General features: G+C 44.4%; 14 protein-coding genes and 1 riboswitch. Of the genes, 6 read left to right on the top strand and 8 right to left on the bottom strand.

All coding sequences use genetic code 11. The features are described from left to right. Positions 1-85: 85 nt before the first annotated feature. Genes mukB through cmoM form a run of 4 tightly spaced genes read right to left on the bottom strand, consistent with a single transcriptional unit; the run spans position 86 to position 7,389 of the window. Positions 86-4,549 (bottom strand): chromosome partition protein MukB, encoded by a 4,464-nt coding sequence (gene mukB / locus R8N49_RS05175; RefSeq protein WP_318189873.1) that lies wholly within the window; start codon positions 4,547-4,549, stop codon positions 86-88. A 2-nt stretch (positions 4,550-4,551) separates the two neighbouring features. Then, the gene (mukE, locus tag R8N49_RS05180) at positions 4,552-5,277 is read right to left on the bottom strand and encodes a chromosome partition protein MukE (RefSeq protein ID WP_005378379.1); all 726 of its coding nucleotides are present in this window, start codon (positions 5,275-5,277) and stop codon (positions 4,552-4,554) included. After that, positions 5,258-6,595 (bottom strand): chromosome partition protein MukF, encoded by a 1,338-nt coding sequence (gene mukF / locus R8N49_RS05185; RefSeq protein WP_017634722.1) that lies wholly within the window; start codon positions 6,593-6,595, stop codon positions 5,258-5,260. The genes mukE and mukF overlap by 20 nt, the downstream gene beginning before the upstream one ends. Positions 6,596-6,597: 2 nt before the next feature. After that, positions 6,598-7,389 (bottom strand): tRNA uridine 5-oxyacetic acid(34) methyltransferase CmoM, encoded by a 792-nt coding sequence (gene cmoM, locus R8N49_RS05190; protein ID WP_025998624.1) that lies wholly within the window; start codon positions 7,387-7,389, stop codon positions 6,598-6,600. 114 nt (positions 7,390-7,503) lie between these two features. On the opposite strand from cmoM, the gene elyC reads away from it, so the two are divergent. Beyond that, positions 7,504-8,289 carry an envelope biogenesis factor ElyC gene (gene elyC, locus R8N49_RS05195; protein WP_005387893.1) on the top strand — a complete coding sequence of 262 codons (786 nt, stop codon included), beginning with the start codon at positions 7,504-7,506 and terminating at the stop codon, positions 8,287-8,289. A gap of 72 nt (positions 8,290-8,361) precedes the next feature. Here elyC and torR read toward each other — a convergent pair whose 3' ends face one another. Beyond that, complete coding sequence (gene torR, locus R8N49_RS05200) at positions 8,362-9,072, bottom strand: two-component system response regulator TorR (RefSeq protein WP_262665532.1); 711 nt, start codon at positions 9,070-9,072, stop codon at positions 8,362-8,364. 266 nt (positions 9,073-9,338) lie between these two features. Between torR and torD the strand changes: the two genes are divergently transcribed. The 5 genes from torD (at position 9,339) to R8N49_RS05225 (ending at position 13,685) form a co-directional block, all read left to right on the top strand. Then, on the top strand, positions 9,339-9,986 hold the full coding sequence (gene torD / locus R8N49_RS05205; RefSeq protein ID WP_005378369.1) for a molecular chaperone TorD: 648 nt from the start codon (positions 9,339-9,341) through the stop codon (positions 9,984-9,986). Between the two features lie 468 nt (positions 9,987-10,454). Beyond that, a complete protein-coding gene (purR, locus tag R8N49_RS05210) occupies positions 10,455-11,459 on the top strand; it encodes an HTH-type transcriptional repressor PurR (RefSeq protein WP_005378368.1) in 1,005 nt (334 codons plus the stop codon). Between the two features lie 287 nt (positions 11,460-11,746). After that, a riboswitch (cyclic di-GMP riboswitch) is annotated at positions 11,747-11,836 on the top strand. Positions 11,837-11,952: 116 nt separating this feature from the next. Then, positions 11,953-12,543: a TfoX/Sxy family DNA transformation protein gene (locus R8N49_RS05215; RefSeq protein WP_005378367.1), complete on the top strand. Its 591-nt coding sequence runs from the start codon at positions 11,953-11,955 to the stop codon at positions 12,541-12,543. A 114-nt stretch (positions 12,544-12,657) separates the two neighbouring features. Further along, a complete protein-coding gene (locus R8N49_RS05220; RefSeq protein ID WP_053303236.1) occupies positions 12,658-13,344 on the top strand; it encodes a TVP38/TMEM64 family protein in 687 nt (228 codons plus the stop codon). A 20-nt stretch (positions 13,345-13,364) separates the two neighbouring features. After that, positions 13,365-13,685, top strand: a complete 321-nt coding sequence (locus tag R8N49_RS05225) for a DUF2007 domain-containing protein (protein ID WP_169628369.1) — start codon at positions 13,365-13,367, stop codon at positions 13,683-13,685. A 31-nt stretch (positions 13,686-13,716) separates the two neighbouring features. Here the strand turns inward: R8N49_RS05225 and R8N49_RS05230 are convergent, their stop codons facing one another. The 3 genes from R8N49_RS05230 to glgC form a co-directional block, all read right to left on the bottom strand. Continuing rightward, positions 13,717-14,520, bottom strand: coding sequence for an alpha/beta fold hydrolase (locus R8N49_RS05230; protein WP_017820032.1), 804 nt, complete (start codon positions 14,518-14,520; stop codon positions 13,717-13,719). Positions 14,521-14,629: 109 nt separating this feature from the next. Beyond that, positions 14,630-16,087: a glycogen synthase GlgA gene (gene glgA / locus R8N49_RS05235; RefSeq protein ID WP_186584392.1), complete on the bottom strand. Its 1,458-nt coding sequence runs from the start codon at positions 16,085-16,087 to the stop codon at positions 14,630-14,632. Further along, positions 16,077-17,294, bottom strand: coding sequence for a glucose-1-phosphate adenylyltransferase (gene glgC / locus R8N49_RS05240; protein WP_017634726.1), 1,218 nt, complete (start codon positions 17,292-17,294; stop codon positions 16,077-16,079). Before glgC ends, glgA begins: the two co-directional genes overlap by 11 nt. Positions 17,295-17,751: the final 457 nt, after the last annotated feature.

The following is a 17,751-nucleotide window of genomic DNA, read 5'->3' on the forward strand; positions in this document are numbered from 1 at the left end:
CTTATCTTATGTAGTTCGAAGCCTGCCTCGCAAACAGATACAAAAACGCCCGCGTTCATTGCGGGCGTTTTATTAGATTCGGAGTTTACGATTCAAACTCTTCAATCATCTCTTGCGCTTCAGTCTTAGGCTTATCCGTTTGACCAAAACCACGCAGACCAACTACGTGTACGTGCTCGTGGTCTTTAAACACCTTACGCACCAGTTTGTAGGTCGTACCTTTCTCTGGGCTGATGTTTTCAGGTGCCGCGATGAGAAGCTGCATATCCAGACGGTCACACAATTCGAACAATGTCGCGATCGATTTCGCATCCAGACGCGCGGCTTCATCCAAGAAGAGCAGACGACAAGGCACAATGTCTTTGCTGCGTAGACGACGAGACTCTTCTTCCCAGCTTTGAACAACCATAAGAAGGATTGACTGACCGGTACCGATCGCTTCACCTGTTGATAGCGCGCCAGACTCAGCCTGTAGCCAACCATCTGTACCACGGTTCACTTCTACACTTAGCTCTAGGTAGTTACGGTAATCCAGTAGCTCTTCACCCAGAACTTGAGGTGAACGTTGACCCATATCGATGTGTGGGTTCACGCGTTGGAACAGTTTCGCCATTGCTTCAGAGAAGGTAAAGCGAGTCGATTCAAACAGGTCTTTATGCTGCTCTTGCTGTGTCGCTAGGCCGCTCAGTAGCACTTCGTGACTTTCGCGGATCTTCACGTTCAGACGTACGCCCTTCACCTGACCGAACGAAATATTCGACAGGCCTTGGTTCAGCATACGAATACGATTTTGCTCACGCTGAATCGTCTTCTTAATGATGCTCGCTACTGACTCAGAGCTGATCGCTAAGCGGTTTTCACGTTGGGTTAGCTCTTCCGTTAGACGCGCTAGCTCAACTTCCATCTCTTCGATCGCTTCAACTGGATCATCAGTACGGATGATATCCTGACGAATGCGCTCGCGAAGATGTTGGTAAACCGCGATGTAGAACAGAACTTTACGCTCTGGACGTGCATTGTCTTCTGATAGACGCAGCGCATCACGCAGGTCGTCATTGTTCGCAACCGCTAGACGCAGCGCACCCAGTGATTTATCCGACATCGAACGCAGTTCATCCGCTGACATGTAAGCCAGTTCACGCTTGTGTAGACGACGCTCAACATCGTTCTCACGCGCCAAACGAAGTACTGAACACCAGCCGGCTTTCGCTGCAACAACAAAGGTACGCAGCTCAACGTATTCTTTCTGAACTTTCTTCAGACGTTTCGCCAAGCCTTTCATCTCGAGTTCAGTAGAGGTGATCGTGCGCTCGTATTCGCTCTTACGGCTGCGAGACGTGTGTAGACGCTCGTGCAATTCGTCACGACGACGCATTGCGCGCTCTTCTGCACCTTCGTCAGCGTTCACGCCAAACTCTTGAAGCTCTTGTTTGAACTCTTGAACCGTTTCCAGTTTCGCTTGGTGTGAACTCTTCAGAGAAGCCAATACTTGGTTGTATTGGTTCATTTGACCTTGCGATTGCTTCAACTCTTCACGAGAGCGAGTACGCATTTGTTCAGCTTGAACCAGTTTAGCTTTTAGCTGCTCACTCAGTTCGCTACTCTTGTTCAGTAGGTCTACTGAATCTGAGTAAGCGAAGTAGTGACGACGTTCAACGAGATCCGAGAGTGCAAAGATTTGCTTCTTAAGATCTTGTAGCCGCTCGTCTGCCGCTTTGTATTCTGCTTCTAGTGCATCGAATTGCTCTGGGTCAGCATCAAGCGCAGACGCAATATTCTCTAATTGCGTGACGGCTTTTGCATGGTTGTTTAAGAAGTTTTTTGCCTCTGCAAGCTGAGCGATTTTCTCTTCTAGCTCATCAAAACGCGCTTGCAATGACTCATCTTCAACAAGCACCATGTGTGACGCTAGCTTGTCCAGAGAAGACAACGCTTGCTTGCTGGTTTGAAGCTGAGAACGTTGTTGTTGCTCTTTCGCATCCAGATCCGCCAACACGCGAGCAATTTGGTTACGCTTATCACGAATAGTTGCCAGTGCTTGTTCTGGATCGGCGTCAAAAGCAACCTGAATGTGGTTAGACACAAATAGGTTAAACGCTTGGTACAAGCGCTGCATTTTCTGAGAATCAAACGCCGCTTTCGCGTGTTTCTCTACCACTTCTTCTCGTTCGTTACGCAGCAACTCTAGACGCTGCTCACGTGCCGCACGGCCAAACAATGGGATCTCAGGCAAGCGAGAGTAACGCATTTGGCGATCGTTCATACGAACGCAAACCGCGCCCTCTAACTCTTCTGCATCGAACGAGCTGTCATCAAAGGCATCGATGTCACCTTCAATGATGTACAAGTCTTCTGGACAGTCGTCTAGCTCTACCAGTTTTTCTTCGATGCCTGACAAGTCAGAAACAACGATAGCGTGACGAGCCGGACCGTACATCGCACTGAAGTAAGGCGCGTCATAAATCGTGATGTCATCGTAGATCTCAGACAGCAATACACCGCCCAGCGTATCTGCCAAACCTTTCAGGCGAGGGTCATTTGAACCACCAGGAGAAGCAAGACGCTCAATCTCAGCGTCTAGCTGGCTACGGCGCTCAGCAAGCTTATCTTTAGCTAAAGACAGCTCCCTTTCTTGTTCAAGGACAACTTGCATGTGGTTCATTACCGCATGGCGATCCTCAAGCTCTTCACCGCTCTGCTCTCTCAGTTTCTTTAGCGCATCGTTCGCCGCAATCCAAGCTGGTGCTATTGCTTCAAGCTTACTGATTTCTGCCACCGCGTTTTGCTCTAGACGGCGCTGTTCACCACGCTGATCACGAACTTCTTCTTGAGCTATCTCTAGTGATTCGATTTGCGTCGCATGACGTTCACGTTCTTGTTCAAACGTAACCTCATCGGTTAGTTCAACGTGATATTGCTTTTTGTATTCAGCAACCAGTTCACGTGCTTGACGCTGCTGGTTAAGGCTGCGTTCGAGATCACGGTGTTGTGCTCGCCATTGTTGTTCGTTTTGTGCAATTTGTTGTGACTCACGCGCTTTCGCAATTGCGGTTTTCGCATGTTCAGACGCGTCTTTGCGCTCAACTTGACCAACGATGCTTTGTACTAGTTTAAGCGCGGTTTCAAACTGCTCTGCCGCTGCAGAAGACATGTCCAGCTTGTGCTTAACCGATAGCAACGCATTGGTGTTTTCTGATTCTTTGCTCTTAAGCTCAGAGACAAGCGCTTGAGCCGATTCCGCCGTTAGGCTGTCATCGCCAAGTAGCTTCTTCGCTTTCTCCAGCGCTTGAACTGCTTGTTGATATTGAAGGGCGCGAGTTTGCTGAACGTCAAGAGCTTGCTGGTAATCAGCAAGTTGCGTCTTAAGGCTATCCACCTCTTCTTCTGCAACGGTAGCTTGCTCTTCAGCCATCATCACGCGTTCTTGCGCTTCTTCCACTACCATCATTTGTTCTTCAAGACGCTCGCTCAGCTCTTCAAGATCTTCTTGGTAGCGTTCGATCTTCTCTTGCTGACGCAGCGCGTTTTGCACCAGTTGCAAGTGATCAGAAGCCGCTTGGTAGTCTTGCTCTAAAGAAGATTCTGATTCGATCAGCAGTTCCAGCTCTTCTTGAACGCGGTTAAGCAGATTGTTTTGCTCAATCAAGGTCTCGCGAGAACCAAATAACTCTGAACGCAAAGACAATGTCTGTTCTAGTTTTTTACGGCGCTCGTTGGCATGGCGCATATAGTCCGCTGCCACGTAGTTGGTCGACTCTGTAATCAAATGTTTGAACAAGTCACGGTCTGCTTGCGTGGTTTTGATCGCTTCTAGCGTCATGCGGTTTTCACGCAGCGCCGATTCCATATCTTGGAACGCTTTCTTCACGCCGCCGTTTTGTGGCAGAAGGTAGTCACGTAGCGAACGGGTAATCGCACTTGAGATACCACCGTAAAGCGATGCTTCGATCAGGCGGTAGAATTTAGAACGGTCACCAGAGTTACGCAGTTTCTTCGGAATCACACCGAATTCAAACATTTGTGCGTGGTAATCCACGATAGAAGAGAACGCTTTGAACTGAACGCCTTCAAATTCCGCGATCGATTCTTTTACTTCGTTGATTTGACGTACACGAGCTTGAGTCGCAGATACGCTTTCAACCAAGATATCCGTTGGTTTCACATGGCTTGGAAGACCTTGGATCACAAACGGTTTGATGTCTACTTTCTTATCACGACCCGCAACTTGCTGTAGTTTTACTGCAAACAATAGGCGTTGGTTACGTGAGTTCACCACGTCTAGCGCCGCATAACATGCGCCCGGCTGTAGCTTACCGTACAAACCTTTGTCGCGAGACGATTGGCTGCTGCCCGCTTCTGTCGTGTTACGGAAGTGCAGCAGCGTTTGGTCAGGAATCAATACGGTGATGAACGCCGCCATTGTGGTTGATTTACCTGCACCGTTACCACCTGATAGCGTGGTGACCAGACCATCGATGTCAAACGTACGGGCAAAGAAGCCGTTCCAGTTGACCATGGTCAGCGATTGGTATTTACCGCGTTCAATCATGCTCATGCTTCACCCTCTTCTGTTGTTTCTTCTTGGGCTTGGTCGTCTTGATCTTCTTCAGACAATAAGCTGCCTTGGCTTGGCTCTTTGGTGTGCACTACTGCTTCACCATCACGGATTAGACGCAGCTGCGCTTCACGCATGTCATCGCCAATACGTACATCGGCACCAAAGCGGAATACCGCTTCACTGATGCTGAATTTACCGGTTTCACCGATGTTGATGATCATGCCTAGGCGACGCAAACGACGAAGTGACGTACGTACTTTTTCAAACAGCTTTTCTTTATCAAGGTCAGAACCGGTAGCACGGTTCGTCACTAGCTTCATCAGCTTATTTTCATCTGCTAGAGCAAGCAGTTCGTCGTACAGCTCTTGGTTAGTGAAGATGCCTTCGTGCGCAAGACGCTCTGGGCTTAGGTAAAGGAAACACAGTACCTTACCCACCAGCATATCCAGTTCAGAAAGAACACTACGGCCAATCAGAGATGTTGAACGTGGACGAAGGTAGAAGAAACCTTCTGGCGCTTTCACCAATTCGGTGTTGTAGCGTTGGTAGAAAGAAGAAAGCTCAAGTTCGAAATCCGACAACAACGCGTGGTTGTCTAGATCTTCACTTGAGATATGACGCCCTGCTCGAAGCATGCTGTCTAGCGCTGGGAACAGAGGGTTAGAAATTGCTTTTGCCAGATTTTCTGACATGTATTCATTAGTATCGGTCGATGACATTCGCTTGTACCTTTGCCCCAAATTCGTTGATTGCTTTCCAGTCTGGTTGAATCGCTTGGTAATCCGATTCTGAATACCCTAGACGTACAGCTTGATCGACGATAATGCGAGCTAAATCAAAATGATGAGTGTAAGGGTGCTGTGCAAGGTAATCTCGCAGTACCACACTCAAATCGATTGGTGTGCCTTGATCTTTATGCGCTTTTAGCATGTCACCAATTCGTTCAGACAGCTCATCATTGACTTGTTGAAACTCTTCGTATTCTACTTCCATCGGAACTTGACCCGTGACCTCGTCATCACGCAGTACTAGGGCCTCATCACGAAGGTCAGAAAGCCTCTCCGCATCTGCATAAGTCAGATACCAAGGCGCATCGAAGTAATCTTTGACGGATTGACGCAGACGCGAGCTAAACGCACGGTTCTTATCCATATCGATTGCAGTACGGATAAACTTGTGCACGTGTCGGTCGTAACCAATCCAAAGGTCGATAGCTTGCTGGCCCCAGCTTGTGATTCGGTCCAGCTTCATTTGCAGACCAAACAAGGCTTCTTCGATAAACTCCAGCTCAGGGTCACCGTAAACAATTTCTTGAATATCGAGGATCTGAGTTTGCAGTTCATCACTGGCGGCTTGCAGCGTATCTTGAAGTTCACGCAACGTGCTTGATGTTTCTGACAGAAGTGCTTCACAGTTGTTGATCGCTTCACGCCAGTCTTTGTTAAGCAGGTCAGCAATCTGTTGTTTCACTGACTGTTGCTGCTCATCCATAACACGTTGGTTGAGGTCAATTTGATCGAAAATTTCGCCTACAGAATATTTTAAAACACCGTATACGTTTTTCTTCCAGTGACCCGGTGTGCCACCTTTTTGTGCTGCCTCAATCGCTTTCGCCATTTCATCCGCTACCATGGATAGCTGGATAGATAGACGCAGTTTTGAGAACTCACGATGACGCACGTAGTAGTCGGTTATTCCTATCGCTAATGGCGACAAGCGGTAAATGCTCGCTCCGTCAGTAATCTCACTGACAAAACGGCTCATAAGACGCTGCTTAACCATCTCGTTGATCGCATTGTTCGCACGAAAAGCGGAGGCTTCGCCGGTCTCATCAAATAGTCGAGTGACGATGGCAAATGCATCATGCAGTTCACCTTCACCCAGTTCTTCATCGAACCTTTCATTACTCAGTACGGCAATGGCTATCAAAAATGCCAATCGCTCTGTGGTCAGGTTCAACGAGAAATCGTGCTGCTTAACCCAGCCAACCAGCTCATCGATTGGTTGCTCTGCAGCATTGAGAGTCATCTCACTCATTGTTATTCCTGTTTATCGTTCTTTTTAGCCCACACATGAATGTAGCGGCCTAATGAGAGGTATGGCTCTTGTCGACAAAGTTGTTTTTCTAGCGCCAACACATCTTCAAACTCGTAATCACCCATGTATTCCATATTGCCTATGTAATCACTAAATGAGCGAATACCAGATTTGCCACAAATATTAAAACCTGAATTTTCTATCCACTGGTAGACTTCTTCAGGTTTTAAGCCTTTTTGCGGCTGTAGTTTAAATCTTTTTCGGTGAGGCATGCCGTCTAATATATGAGGAATGTTGCCACAAACCACGTTTTTATAGACTAAACCGTGGTGGTTGTAGAACATGACTGATGCGATGCCTCCCGGTTTTACTTGTTCTAGAACTGTTTCAAGTGCGGCCTTAGGATCAACCAGCCACTCCATCACAGCGTGGAACATAACCAGATCGACCTGTACATCCATATGTTCACCGATGGATTGGACAGGCGAATGAATCAGGCGATACTGCTCAAGCAAACCGTTTTTTTCAATATCCTGCTTAGCCAACTGCAGCATTTCCGAAGATAGATCACATAAAGCGATTCGATGTCCGAGCTTAGCAAGCTTTTGCGACATTTGTGCCAAACCACCACCAGCGTCTAACACTTCTAGGGGTTGCTGGTCAGCATCTAATTCACTTAGAATCTGTAGAAAATCTTCCCACACAATGATTTGGCGGATCTCCCCTTTATCGGAGCCGTAAATATTTTTTGCAAATTTGTGGGCGATATCGTCGAAATTGCGGTCTTCTGTCACTTCTGCTGAGTTATCATAACGGATTGTGCCGCTATTCTGGCACAAGGAAAGCAGGAATAAAGAGGGATACCCTCATTTTTATTATCAATTGATGTTTTTTCGGACTATTTATGTATGTTTGAGCTGAAAAAAGTAGTGTCAGCCATGCTTATGCCCCTTCCGGCATTGCTGCTGATAGGCTTGTTGGGTCTTGCTCTCATTAGTTTTACTACAAAACGTAAAACTGGCTGCTTCGTTGTTCTATTCTCTTTTGTTGGCATTTTTCTTGTTGCCTTCCAACCTGTTTCAACCAAGCTTCTTATGCCGTTAGAGCGAGAGCATAAAGCCTTTTTGCCAGTTTCTGGCACCATCGACTACGTGATGGTTTTAGGGAATGGTCATGTTATCGATGACGAAATTCCACCCACCTCGCAGTTAAGCCGTGCAGCATTAATGCGCTTAACTGAGGGCATTCGTATTTTAAGAATGTATCCAGGCGCGAAATTAATCTTATCCGGCTATGCTGGCGGATCTGAAATTAGCCACGCGCGAATGATGGCGAACGTTGCCCTTGCGTTGGGAGTCGCGAAATCCGATATCATTTTATTAGAAGATGCGAAAGATACGTGGGAAGAGGCGCGTCAAGCGGCTGCATTCGTTCAACAAAAGGAGATTGTGTTAGTCACTTCTGCGAGTCACATGAGCCGTGCATTGTATGAGTTCAACGCAGCAGGCATTAAACCAATCCCAGCCCCGACCAACTTCTTAGCTATTAGCGAAATCAGTCAACCTTGGGATAAATACTCACCTAAAGCGCGTTACTTAGAACAAACAGAGCTTTATTGGCATGAGTACTTGGGCAGTATTTGGCAAAGGTTGCGTGATACTGTCGGCCAAACACCAATGGTTGAAGCAAACTAGTATTATCTTGAAGCCACAAAAAAGGAGAGCCGAAGCTCTCCTTTTTCTTTTTACGATTGAGTTATGTTCCAACTAGTCACCAGCAAACATATAGCCTTCGCCGTGTACCGTTACAAAAATCTGTGGGTTCTTAGGATCGAACTCCATTTTTGCGCGCATACGTCGAATAAGAACATCAATGGTGCGGTCATTCGGCGCATCCACTCGATGGCTGATCATGTTCAAAATACGCTCACGACTTAACACCTGGTTAGGGTAAGACGATAATGCCACCAAAAGTTCATACTCTGCTTTAGTTAGTTTTACTGGCTCACCGTTGCGGCTAAGTGCGCGACGTTGAATGTCGAATGTCCACTCCCCAAAGCGCACAATGTGCTCTTCACTGGTTTCATTCGCTTTCGATCTGCCACTGCGCGCTGCTGAAATACGCCACAGCAAGTTTTTAACGCGAACTAACAGCTCTCTCAGTTCAAAAGGTTTTGTCACATAATCGTCAGCACCCATTTCTAGGCCTACGATTTTATCAATGCTATCCGTGCGTCCTGTTACTAATATGATACCAATATCCGATTGGCTACGTAACTCACGAGTAAGCATCAGGCCGTCTTCACCAGGCAGGTTAATATCCAGCATGATCAGGTCTACATCGCCCGCTTGCAAAACTTCACGCATTTCTGCGCCACTCTCTGCTTCGCTGACTTGGTAGCCCTCATTTTGGAAATATCCCGCAAGCTTACTACGAGTTACAACATCATCTTCTACGACTAATACGTGATAGCTCATTTACACCACTTTTCTGTCTTCTTATTATCCAAGACGTATTCTATTCATAACTAGTAACATTTCTAGTCATAGATACATTAAAACGCAAGATTTAGCGTTTTTATTGATTCAAAACAAGCTTGCCCATTGCTATTAATAAACGGTCATTTTTGACCATAAAACATAACAATTATAGTTACTGCTATTCATTTTAATTGATTACACTTAGGGGATATCCCTAATTGACTTTGTGATGCATGACTTGAAGCATCATTCAGGAGCCCAAAATGCAAGAAGTGAAAGCTTTTAATGAAAAACGCGCTGAAATTTACTGGTGGTTTTCGAGCTTGTTCGCAAAAGAACTAACAGAGAAAGAATTGGAAGCCTATCACAGTGTTGAAATTCGCAGTTTTCTCGCAGGTTTAGGTGAAAATGAGTCGCTGAAACCAGCTGTTGATAGCCTAGTTGATGCATTGAATCGGTTACAAGATCGTGAAGATGCACAACTAGAGCTTGCAGCTGACTTTTGTGAACTGTTTTTGAAGACAGAAAAATACGGCGCTCTTCCTTACGCATCCATGTACATTGGTGAATCAGGTTTACTGAATGACAAGCCAGCTGAGGAAATGGAAAAGTTGATGGCTGAATTTGGCGTTCAAGTAGACGAAAACCTAAAGGAACCTGCGGATCACTTAGCCGTTGAGCTCGACTTTCTCGGGAACATGATTATCCGCTCAAACGAGCTTGAACAAGAAAAACACATGGAAGAAGCCTTCGTTAAACAAAACGACTTTATCCAGCAACAATTGATGTCTTGGTTACCTCAGTTTTCAGACAAATGTAAAAAATTCGACGAATTTGGATTTTACTCGAGTGTCGCGAAACTATTAGTTGCATTTTGTAAACTAGACAGCGCCTACCTTCTTGGTGAATAATTGCCGCCTATTTTTAGGGAGCCTGCCTATCGGGCTTCCTGTATGCCTGAAAGTGACCAATTGTAAGTAACTTGGGTATAATATTCGTTTGCCTTAACTTAGCGCAAAGACGCTTGGTTATTTAGCAGTCAAAATGTGACTTCAAATACACAAATCTCTTGCTGAAAACATTGCTAGTCAGTCCACATAGGGCTAAAATGTGAGCGCAAACGATTAAATATGATTTATATGTAAACCGCTGAAATATAGCGGTTTTTGTGTTTTCTTAACAGGTTGATGGCAATTTCTCATCAGATAGAAAAAAGATAAAATTCATCGACCGATGCTGCTACGCACCCTTTTGTCGCACTTGGATCAACCGCTGCCGAGACACTTAGCGCCAATTTTAGATTGCTAGGTGTGAAACCATTAGAGCATCAGGTACATCCAATACGACATATTTCAGTAGCTCGATACAGGACACCATTTATGGCCACGATAAAAGACGTTGCTCGCTTAGCCGGCGTTTCCACTACGACAGTTTCGCACGTTATCAATAAAACGCGTTTCGTTGCAGAAGCAACGCAAGAAAAAGTAATGAAAGCCGTTGACGAGCTGAATTACGCGCCAAGTGCCGTTGCACGCAGCCTAAAATGCAACTCAACTCGTACGATTGGCATGTTAGTAACTCAATCAACTAACCTATTTTTCTCAGAAGTGATTGATGGCGTTGAGAGCTACTGTTACCGCCAAGGCTATACTCTGATTTTATGTAACACAGGCGGGATTTACGAAAAACAACGCGATTACATTCGTATGCTGGCTGAAAAGCGCGTTGATGGCATCCTAGTGATGTGTTCTGACTTAACCGAAGAACTAAAAGAGATGCTTGACCGTCATGCGGACATTCCTAAAGTGGTCATGGATTGGGGCCCAGAGAGCTCACAAGCAGACAAGATCATGGATAACTCAGAAGAAGGTGGCTACATTGCAACCAAACATCTGATTGACAATGGCCATACGGATATCGCTTGTCTAAGCGGTCATTTTGAAAAGCTTGCTTGCCAAGAGCGCATTGCAGGTTTCCGTCGCGCAATGAGCGAAGCGAACCTAGCTGTAAATGAAGACTGGATCCTTGAAGGTAACTTTGAATGTGATACGGCCGTATTAGTTGCAGATAAAATTACCGCAATGGACAAGCGCCCGACGGCGGTATTCTGTTTTAACGACACAATGGCTCTAGGCCTAATGAGCCGCTTGCAACAAAACGGGATCAAAATTCCTGAAGATATTTCAGTGATCGGCTACGACAACATCGAGCTTGCAGAATACTTCTCTCCACCGCTAACGACTATCCACCAACCTAAACGTCGTGTTGGTAAAAATGCATTCGAAATTCTACTTGAGCGTATCAAAGATAAAGAACACGAAAAACGAATTTTCGAAATGCAACCTGAGCTTGTAATTCGAAATACTGTGAAAAAAATGAACTAAATTTTACTGTATTTAACCGTGTTAAATAAGCGCTCTACAGGGGCGCTTATTTTTTTGGAAAAATTAAGCATTCTCTAATACTTCACACCGCTCTAATAACAATTGACTAACGTTAACTCCCTGTTTTATATAAATGTAATATATATTAAGAACTCCTTTTCAAAGGCCAATTTGCACCTTTCCATATGCAAAATAGAGCATTCAATCTATCATTTTTATTGAACCAAAATCACATTTTTAACGCTAAACCGTGATGTTAATTCAATATAAGAAGTATGCTCATTGTGTCACGCACAGGGCAAACCATTCGAAAGAGTGGGACGCAAAGCCTCCGGCCTGAACCATATTACGATATGGAAGGTAGCGGGGTTACCGATGGCAAGTGTGTAAGCAATGACTTTACTCTGTAATGACATTGTTTTTACGCATGTTTGCTACTCTCTCGGACCTGACTTTTGGTGGCGTAATATTAATTACACCGAGATAACAAAACATGGATAAACCGATACTCAAAGACTCTATGAAGCTATTTGAGGCACTTGGTAATATCAAGTCGCGCTCAATGTTTGGTGGCTTCGGACTATTCGCTGATGAAACAATGTTTGCACTAGTGGTAAACAATCAGCTTCATATCAGAGCAGACCAAAAAACTTCATCTGACTTCGAGAAACAAGGGCTAAAGCCTTACGTTTATAAAAAACGTGGCTTCCCAGTCGTTACAAAGTACTACGCTATTTCCAGCGATTTATGGGAATCAAGCGAACGCTTAATCGAAGTAGCGAATCAATCATTGAAAAAGGCAAAGCTTGAGAAAGAACAGCAAGCAAGTACAAAGCCTAACCGTTTGAAAGATTTGCCTAACTTACGACTGGCTACCGAGCGCATGCTAAAAAAAGCCGGCATCGAATCCGTAGAGAAGCTTGAAGAGGAAGGTGCGCTTAACGCCTATAAAGCGATAAGAGATACGCACTCTGCAACCGTCAACATTGAGTTGCTATGGGCACTAGAAGGTGCTATCAACGGCACTCATTGGAGTGTGGTACCTCAAGCTCGCCGAGATGAGTTGATGAACGGCCTCCAATAAAAGTCGGCCTAAAAACTATCTTGTAAAACCGCAGTCTAATCTGCGGTTTTTTTGTGAAATTTTTTCGGTTTTCCTACTGTCTTATTACATATATCCCAAATTGGAATCAAAATTATGAATAAGAAACTGATATTAGGTCTCATCCTACTAGCGGCTATCGTCTTTTTAGGTATTAACTTTGGCCAGTATTTAACCTTAGAGAATGCAAAAGCCCAACAAGAAGCACTAACTACATACATCGATCAGAATTTTGTATTCTCGGCTGCGATTTACTTTTTTACCTACATTGCAATTACCGCTTTTTCTATCCCAGGAGCGGCAGTAGTCACCTTACTTGGTGCAGCCTTATTTGGTTTTTGGACAAGCTTGCTACTTGTTTCTTTCGCTAGCACTATGGGGGCAACACTGGCCTTCTTGAGCAGCCGATACTTATTGCGTGACTGGGTACAAAACAAATTCGGAAATAAACTCAACGCAATTAATCAAGGTGTTGAAAAAGACGGAGCTTTTTATCTATTTTCCTTGCGTCTAATCCCTGTATTCCCTTTCTTTCTAATCAACTTACTGATGGGCTTAACACCGATGTCTATAGGTAGATTTTATCTCACTAGCCAAATAGGTATGCTGCCAGGCACAGCCGTATATCTGAATGCAGGTACTCAATTAGCAACAATTGAAAGCCTATCGGGCATTGTTTCACCCGCAGTATTAGCGTCTTTTGCGCTATTGGGACTATTTCCAATCATCACTAAATGGGTTATGAATAAAGTAAGGCCGACACCAAGTCAGCAAAACTCGTAATTGGTGAAGTGGGTGTATTGATGAAAATATTTATCGCTAAAAACCCAGCAGAAGCACACATTGTATGTGAGCTGCTTAAAGTGGAACAAATTTACTGTGAAGTTCGTGGAGAAGGTATTTTCGGCTTAAAAGGAGAACTGCCGTTTGGTGATGATACCGATCCTTATGTGTGGCTTTTTGACACTGCACAAAAGATGAAAGCTGAAGAAATAGTAAAAACATATCGAAAACAATCCGATAGGCATGAGTATCAAGATTGGCAATGCCCAAAATGTCATGAAATAAACGAAGGGCAATTTGGTGCATGTTGGCAATGTGGATATCAACTAGGAGAGCTATAGCGGCTCTCCTATTCAGTGGATGTACTCAGTTCTAAGCACATACAGCTTGCTGTTTAATAAACTCGATGGAGTGTTGATTGAAGTCTTCTGGACGCTCTACATTGCATACATGACCACAATTCGGGATTTCTCGTAGAATGCTGAGTTTATGTGCTGCAACCATTTCTTTGACAGGTTTAATAAACATGTAATCCCTGTCGCCCATTAAGTAGAGAGTCGGAATGGGTAACTCTCGATCTTTAAAATATTTCATTAACGGATTTACATCAGCAGCAAGAATAAACCAACGTTTAAATTCTTTTTGGCAAAGCTTCTTGGCTTCGCGAATAAAAAGGTGGCGAGATTCTCGTTGGCTTCTTTGAGGCATAACAATATAAGCGAACAGTTTGTAGAGCCACATGTACGGTAGGATATGCTTACAAAAATTACCTAATTTCACTAATATCTGAGAACGAGTGTTAAGCCTTGTGACAGCACCGCCGAGCACCATCGAACGTACGCGCTCTGATGACAATTCAGCAAGGTTTCGAACAATAATAGTACCAAGCGACATACCGACAAAATGAGCGGATTGGATCTTTAAATGGTCCAATACTTTCAAAATATCTTGGGTAACTTCCGTAAAGGTATAACGACTAGCAATGAGCTCTTTAAGTAACTGATTTGACTTTCCATGACCTCTTAAATCGATCAGCAATAAGTTAAAGTGTTGCTTGTAAGCTTTAATTTGCTTGAACCAGATAGAAGAGCTACCACCAGCACCGTGCACAAATACAACCCACTCATTACTAGTAGGGTGCAAATAGGTTTTATGAAAAAGTAGCGGCTGGGTCATATTGAGTATCAAAAAGATCGTGCTATTGAGTAAAAAGCCATCCTACCACACTCCCCTTACTCAAGATAATAAAGGCACCTCATTCGGTGCCTTTCGTTACAATTTTAAGTCAAACTAACGCTGAGTGGTAAAGCTGCAAATAAGATTCTGCGGCCTTTTGCCAACAAAAGTCTTGTTGCATCGCGTGCAACTGTACTTTATTCACTTCAGGCTCGTTTTGAGCGTAGAGCAACAGTGCCCTTAGCATCGTTAACAACAATGCCTGCGGTGTCGGTTCGAAAAAAACAAACCCCGTTGCTTCAGATGGGTTTACATCATAATCGCTAACGCTGTCCTTTAAGCCACCAACACCGCGTACTATCGGTAATGTCCCATAAGCCATACTATAGATTTGGTTTAAGCCACATGGTTCAAACTCAGAAGGCATCAAGAAGAAATCAGAACCAGCTTCAACGATATGCGCAAGTTCATTGTCATACGCTTCTACAAAGGCAAATTTGCTAGAAAACTGCGCGGCAACCTCTCGTAGCTGAGCTGCAAGAACAGGGTCTCCGGTCCCAACGACAACTAGCTGAACATCGTGCTTCAAAAAATCGGCCAAAGCAGGCAACAAGTAATGAACGCCTTTCTGCTGGGTCAACCGACAAACCATACCGAACATAGCTACATTTTTTTCGGGCAAATTTAGTCGTTGTTGTAATGCTTTTTTACAAGCTTTCTTCCCTTGCGACATACTTTGCTGGTCGGCGCAGTAATTAACCGGCAAGTAGGTATCAGTTTCCGGATTCCAAGCGCTGTAATCACAACCGTTCAAAATACCAACTAAGTCCTGCGCGCGTTGCTGAAACTCCCAAGCCATGCCGTGACTGCCAAGCTCTGTTTTTAGTTCCTCTGCGTACGTAGGACTAACCGCGTTTATCTTATCTGCATTCATTACACCAGCTTTAAGCATCGTAATATGTGTTGCACTCACCGCAGCATCGGGAACGTTTCTACAATGAAACTCTGGCAAACACTGCACGTCTTCATAACTAAATACTCCTTTAAAGACCGCATTGTGAATTGAAATGACGCTTTTAGTATGAGCAAAAAACGGATCATTGCCATACCTGTGCTTGAGCAAAAATGGAACAAGACCTGTGTGCCAATCGTTCGCGTGTATGATATTAGGTTGAAAGGCGAGCTTGGGTAACATGTCGAGACATGCTGCACTAAAAAACGCAAAGCGCTCGCCGTTATCAGTATACGCTTGGTTGTTCTCCGCATACATTGATGGTCGATTGAAATACGGCGGACAATCAATCAGGTAAACAGGATTTTGACCTAACATGAGCCGCAAAACTCGATACTCCGTATGCGGCCATGATGTTAATTCTGTTTCTAATACAACTTCTGCGTCTGCGAGTTTATCAATACTGCTGTACGCAGGGATGGTAATTCTTACGTCTTGCTGTAGGTTTTGAAGGGCTTCCGGTAGTGCCTTGGCAACATCTGCCAAGCCACCACTTTTAATGAGGCCTTCAACCTCAGAAGCTACAAACAGAATAGATAAGTAGTTAGTAGCCAACTCGAGCCCCTTTCGGAATAACAACAATGCCCTCCTCAGACACGTGGAAGTGTTTTTTATCTTCTTGAAGATTCACACCAATCTGAGTACCAGGAGCAATATCGGCATCCTTGTCGACAATCACACGACGTAAAACACATCCTTCGCCAATTTTTACGTCACCAAGAAGTATACATTCGCTGATATCGCAAGCAGAAGCAATATTACTGCGAAAACCAAGCACCGACTTTTCGATTCTTGAGCCTCTAACATAGCTGCCATTACACACTAAACTATCGATTATCTGCACACGACCATTATCAGAGTCGGTAAATGTCGCAGGTGGCAATGGTGGGTAGTAGGTATGCAATGGCCATTTACGGTTGTACAGCGAAAATGGTGCATCTTTTTCTAGCAGATCCATATGCGCTTGCCAGTACGCATCAATAGTTCCGACATCACGCCAGTACACCTCTTCTTTTTCGCCACTGATTTTGTTGGTACTGAAGTCATACACGAACACATCACCTCTAGGGAACATCTTTGGAATGATGTCCTTTCCAAAATCATGTGATGAAGCTTCATTATCCGCATCTTCGACCAACTCTGAGAACAGTACCTGAGCTTCAAAAACATAGTTACCCATTGAAACTAAAGCGTAATCAGGGTCACCAGGAATCGACTTCGGATTTGCTGGTTTTTCTTCAAAGCCAATCATACGGCCTTCGCTATCCACTTCGATAACCCCAAATTGCGACGCCTCTTTTAGTGGCATGCGCAATGCAGATACCGTCAGAGAAGCCTGCTTTTCTGAGTGGAAGTTCAGCATTTGTTTGATATCCATCTTATAGATATGGTCAGAGCCAAAAATACAAACTTGCTCTGGTTCCTCTAACTCCATAAAACGCAGGTTTTGATAGATCGCGTCCGCCGTCCCTTCGTACCAACGTTTACCAGTACGCATTTGAGCGGGAATAGGATCGATAAAGCGGTCTGTAATGCCGTTGATGTTCCACCCCTTTTTTAAGTGATGGAATAAAGATTGAGATTTAAATTGGGTTAGGACGTAAATGCGCATCAGATCCGCATTAACAAAATTGTTTAGAGCAAAATCGATCAATCGATAACTACCACCAAACGGTACCGAAGGTTTACTGCGAGATTCCGTTAAAGGTCTCAAACGAGAGCCTTCACCGCCAGCAAGAATCATTCCCAAAACACCAGCCATTTGTTGTTCTCCATATCGTTATAGCTTGGATTTGGTACTCGCTTGAATGAGTCATACTCGGGGAGTCAAGCGAATACATTTAGCAACCGTCTCTGAGTTTCTGTGAACTCTTACAACACGGATAAAAAAGCTACGGCACTTCCAGTATGCAACGTCCACTCTTTCCTTATTTTTTGACGCAAACAATGCACACAGTTGCACTAATTTTTGTAATAAATTATCTAAGCGGGTTCTAAATTACAATTTTTAATACGCCATTCTGTGTACCATACAGCTCTTGCGTACTCAAGACGATATCTAGATCACACATGGAAAAGCAAACGATTACATTGTGAAAACAATTTACGAACGGATTCACTACACCGCCGATTTTTTAGCCCAATGTATAACAAATATGTGAATGCAAAATGAAAGTTACAACGAATATTTTTTACATAAAAAATACATCAGCGACTAC

It is taken from the genome of Vibrio sp. 1978 (genome assembly GCF_033344345.1).

Bases quoted from the DNA above. Each gene is read 5' to 3' on its own strand.
- mukB (WP_318189873.1), bottom strand. From the start codon at position 4,549: ATGATTGAACGCGGTAAATACCAATCGCTGACCATGGTCAACTGGAAC.
- mukE (WP_005378379.1), bottom strand. From the start codon at position 5,277: ATGTCATCGACCGATACTAATGAATACATGTCAGAAAATCTGGCAAAA.
- mukF (WP_017634722.1), bottom strand. From the start codon at position 6,595: ATGAGTGAGATGACTCTCAATGCTGCAGAGCAACCAATCGATGAGCTG.
- elyC (WP_005387893.1), top strand. From the start codon at position 7,504: ATGTTTGAGCTGAAAAAAGTAGTGTCAGCCATGCTTATGCCCCTTCCG.
- torR (WP_262665532.1), bottom strand. From the start codon at position 9,072: ATGAGCTATCACGTATTAGTCGTAGAAGATGATGTTGTAACTCGTAGT.
- torD (WP_005378369.1), top strand. From the start codon at position 9,339: ATGCAAGAAGTGAAAGCTTTTAATGAAAAACGCGCTGAAATTTACTGG.
- purR (WP_005378368.1), top strand. From the start codon at position 10,455: ATGGCCACGATAAAAGACGTTGCTCGCTTAGCCGGCGTTTCCACTACG.
- R8N49_RS05215 (WP_005378367.1), top strand. From the start codon at position 11,953: ATGGATAAACCGATACTCAAAGACTCTATGAAGCTATTTGAGGCACTT.
- R8N49_RS05220 (WP_053303236.1), top strand. From the start codon at position 12,658: ATGAATAAGAAACTGATATTAGGTCTCATCCTACTAGCGGCTATCGTC.
- R8N49_RS05225 (WP_169628369.1), top strand. From the start codon at position 13,365: ATGAAAATATTTATCGCTAAAAACCCAGCAGAAGCACACATTGTATGT.
- R8N49_RS05230 (WP_017820032.1), bottom strand. From the start codon at position 14,520: ATGACCCAGCCGCTACTTTTTCATAAAACCTATTTGCACCCTACTAGT.
- glgC (WP_017634726.1), bottom strand. From the start codon at position 17,294: ATGGCTGGTGTTTTGGGAATGATTCTTGCTGGCGGTGAAGGCTCTCGT.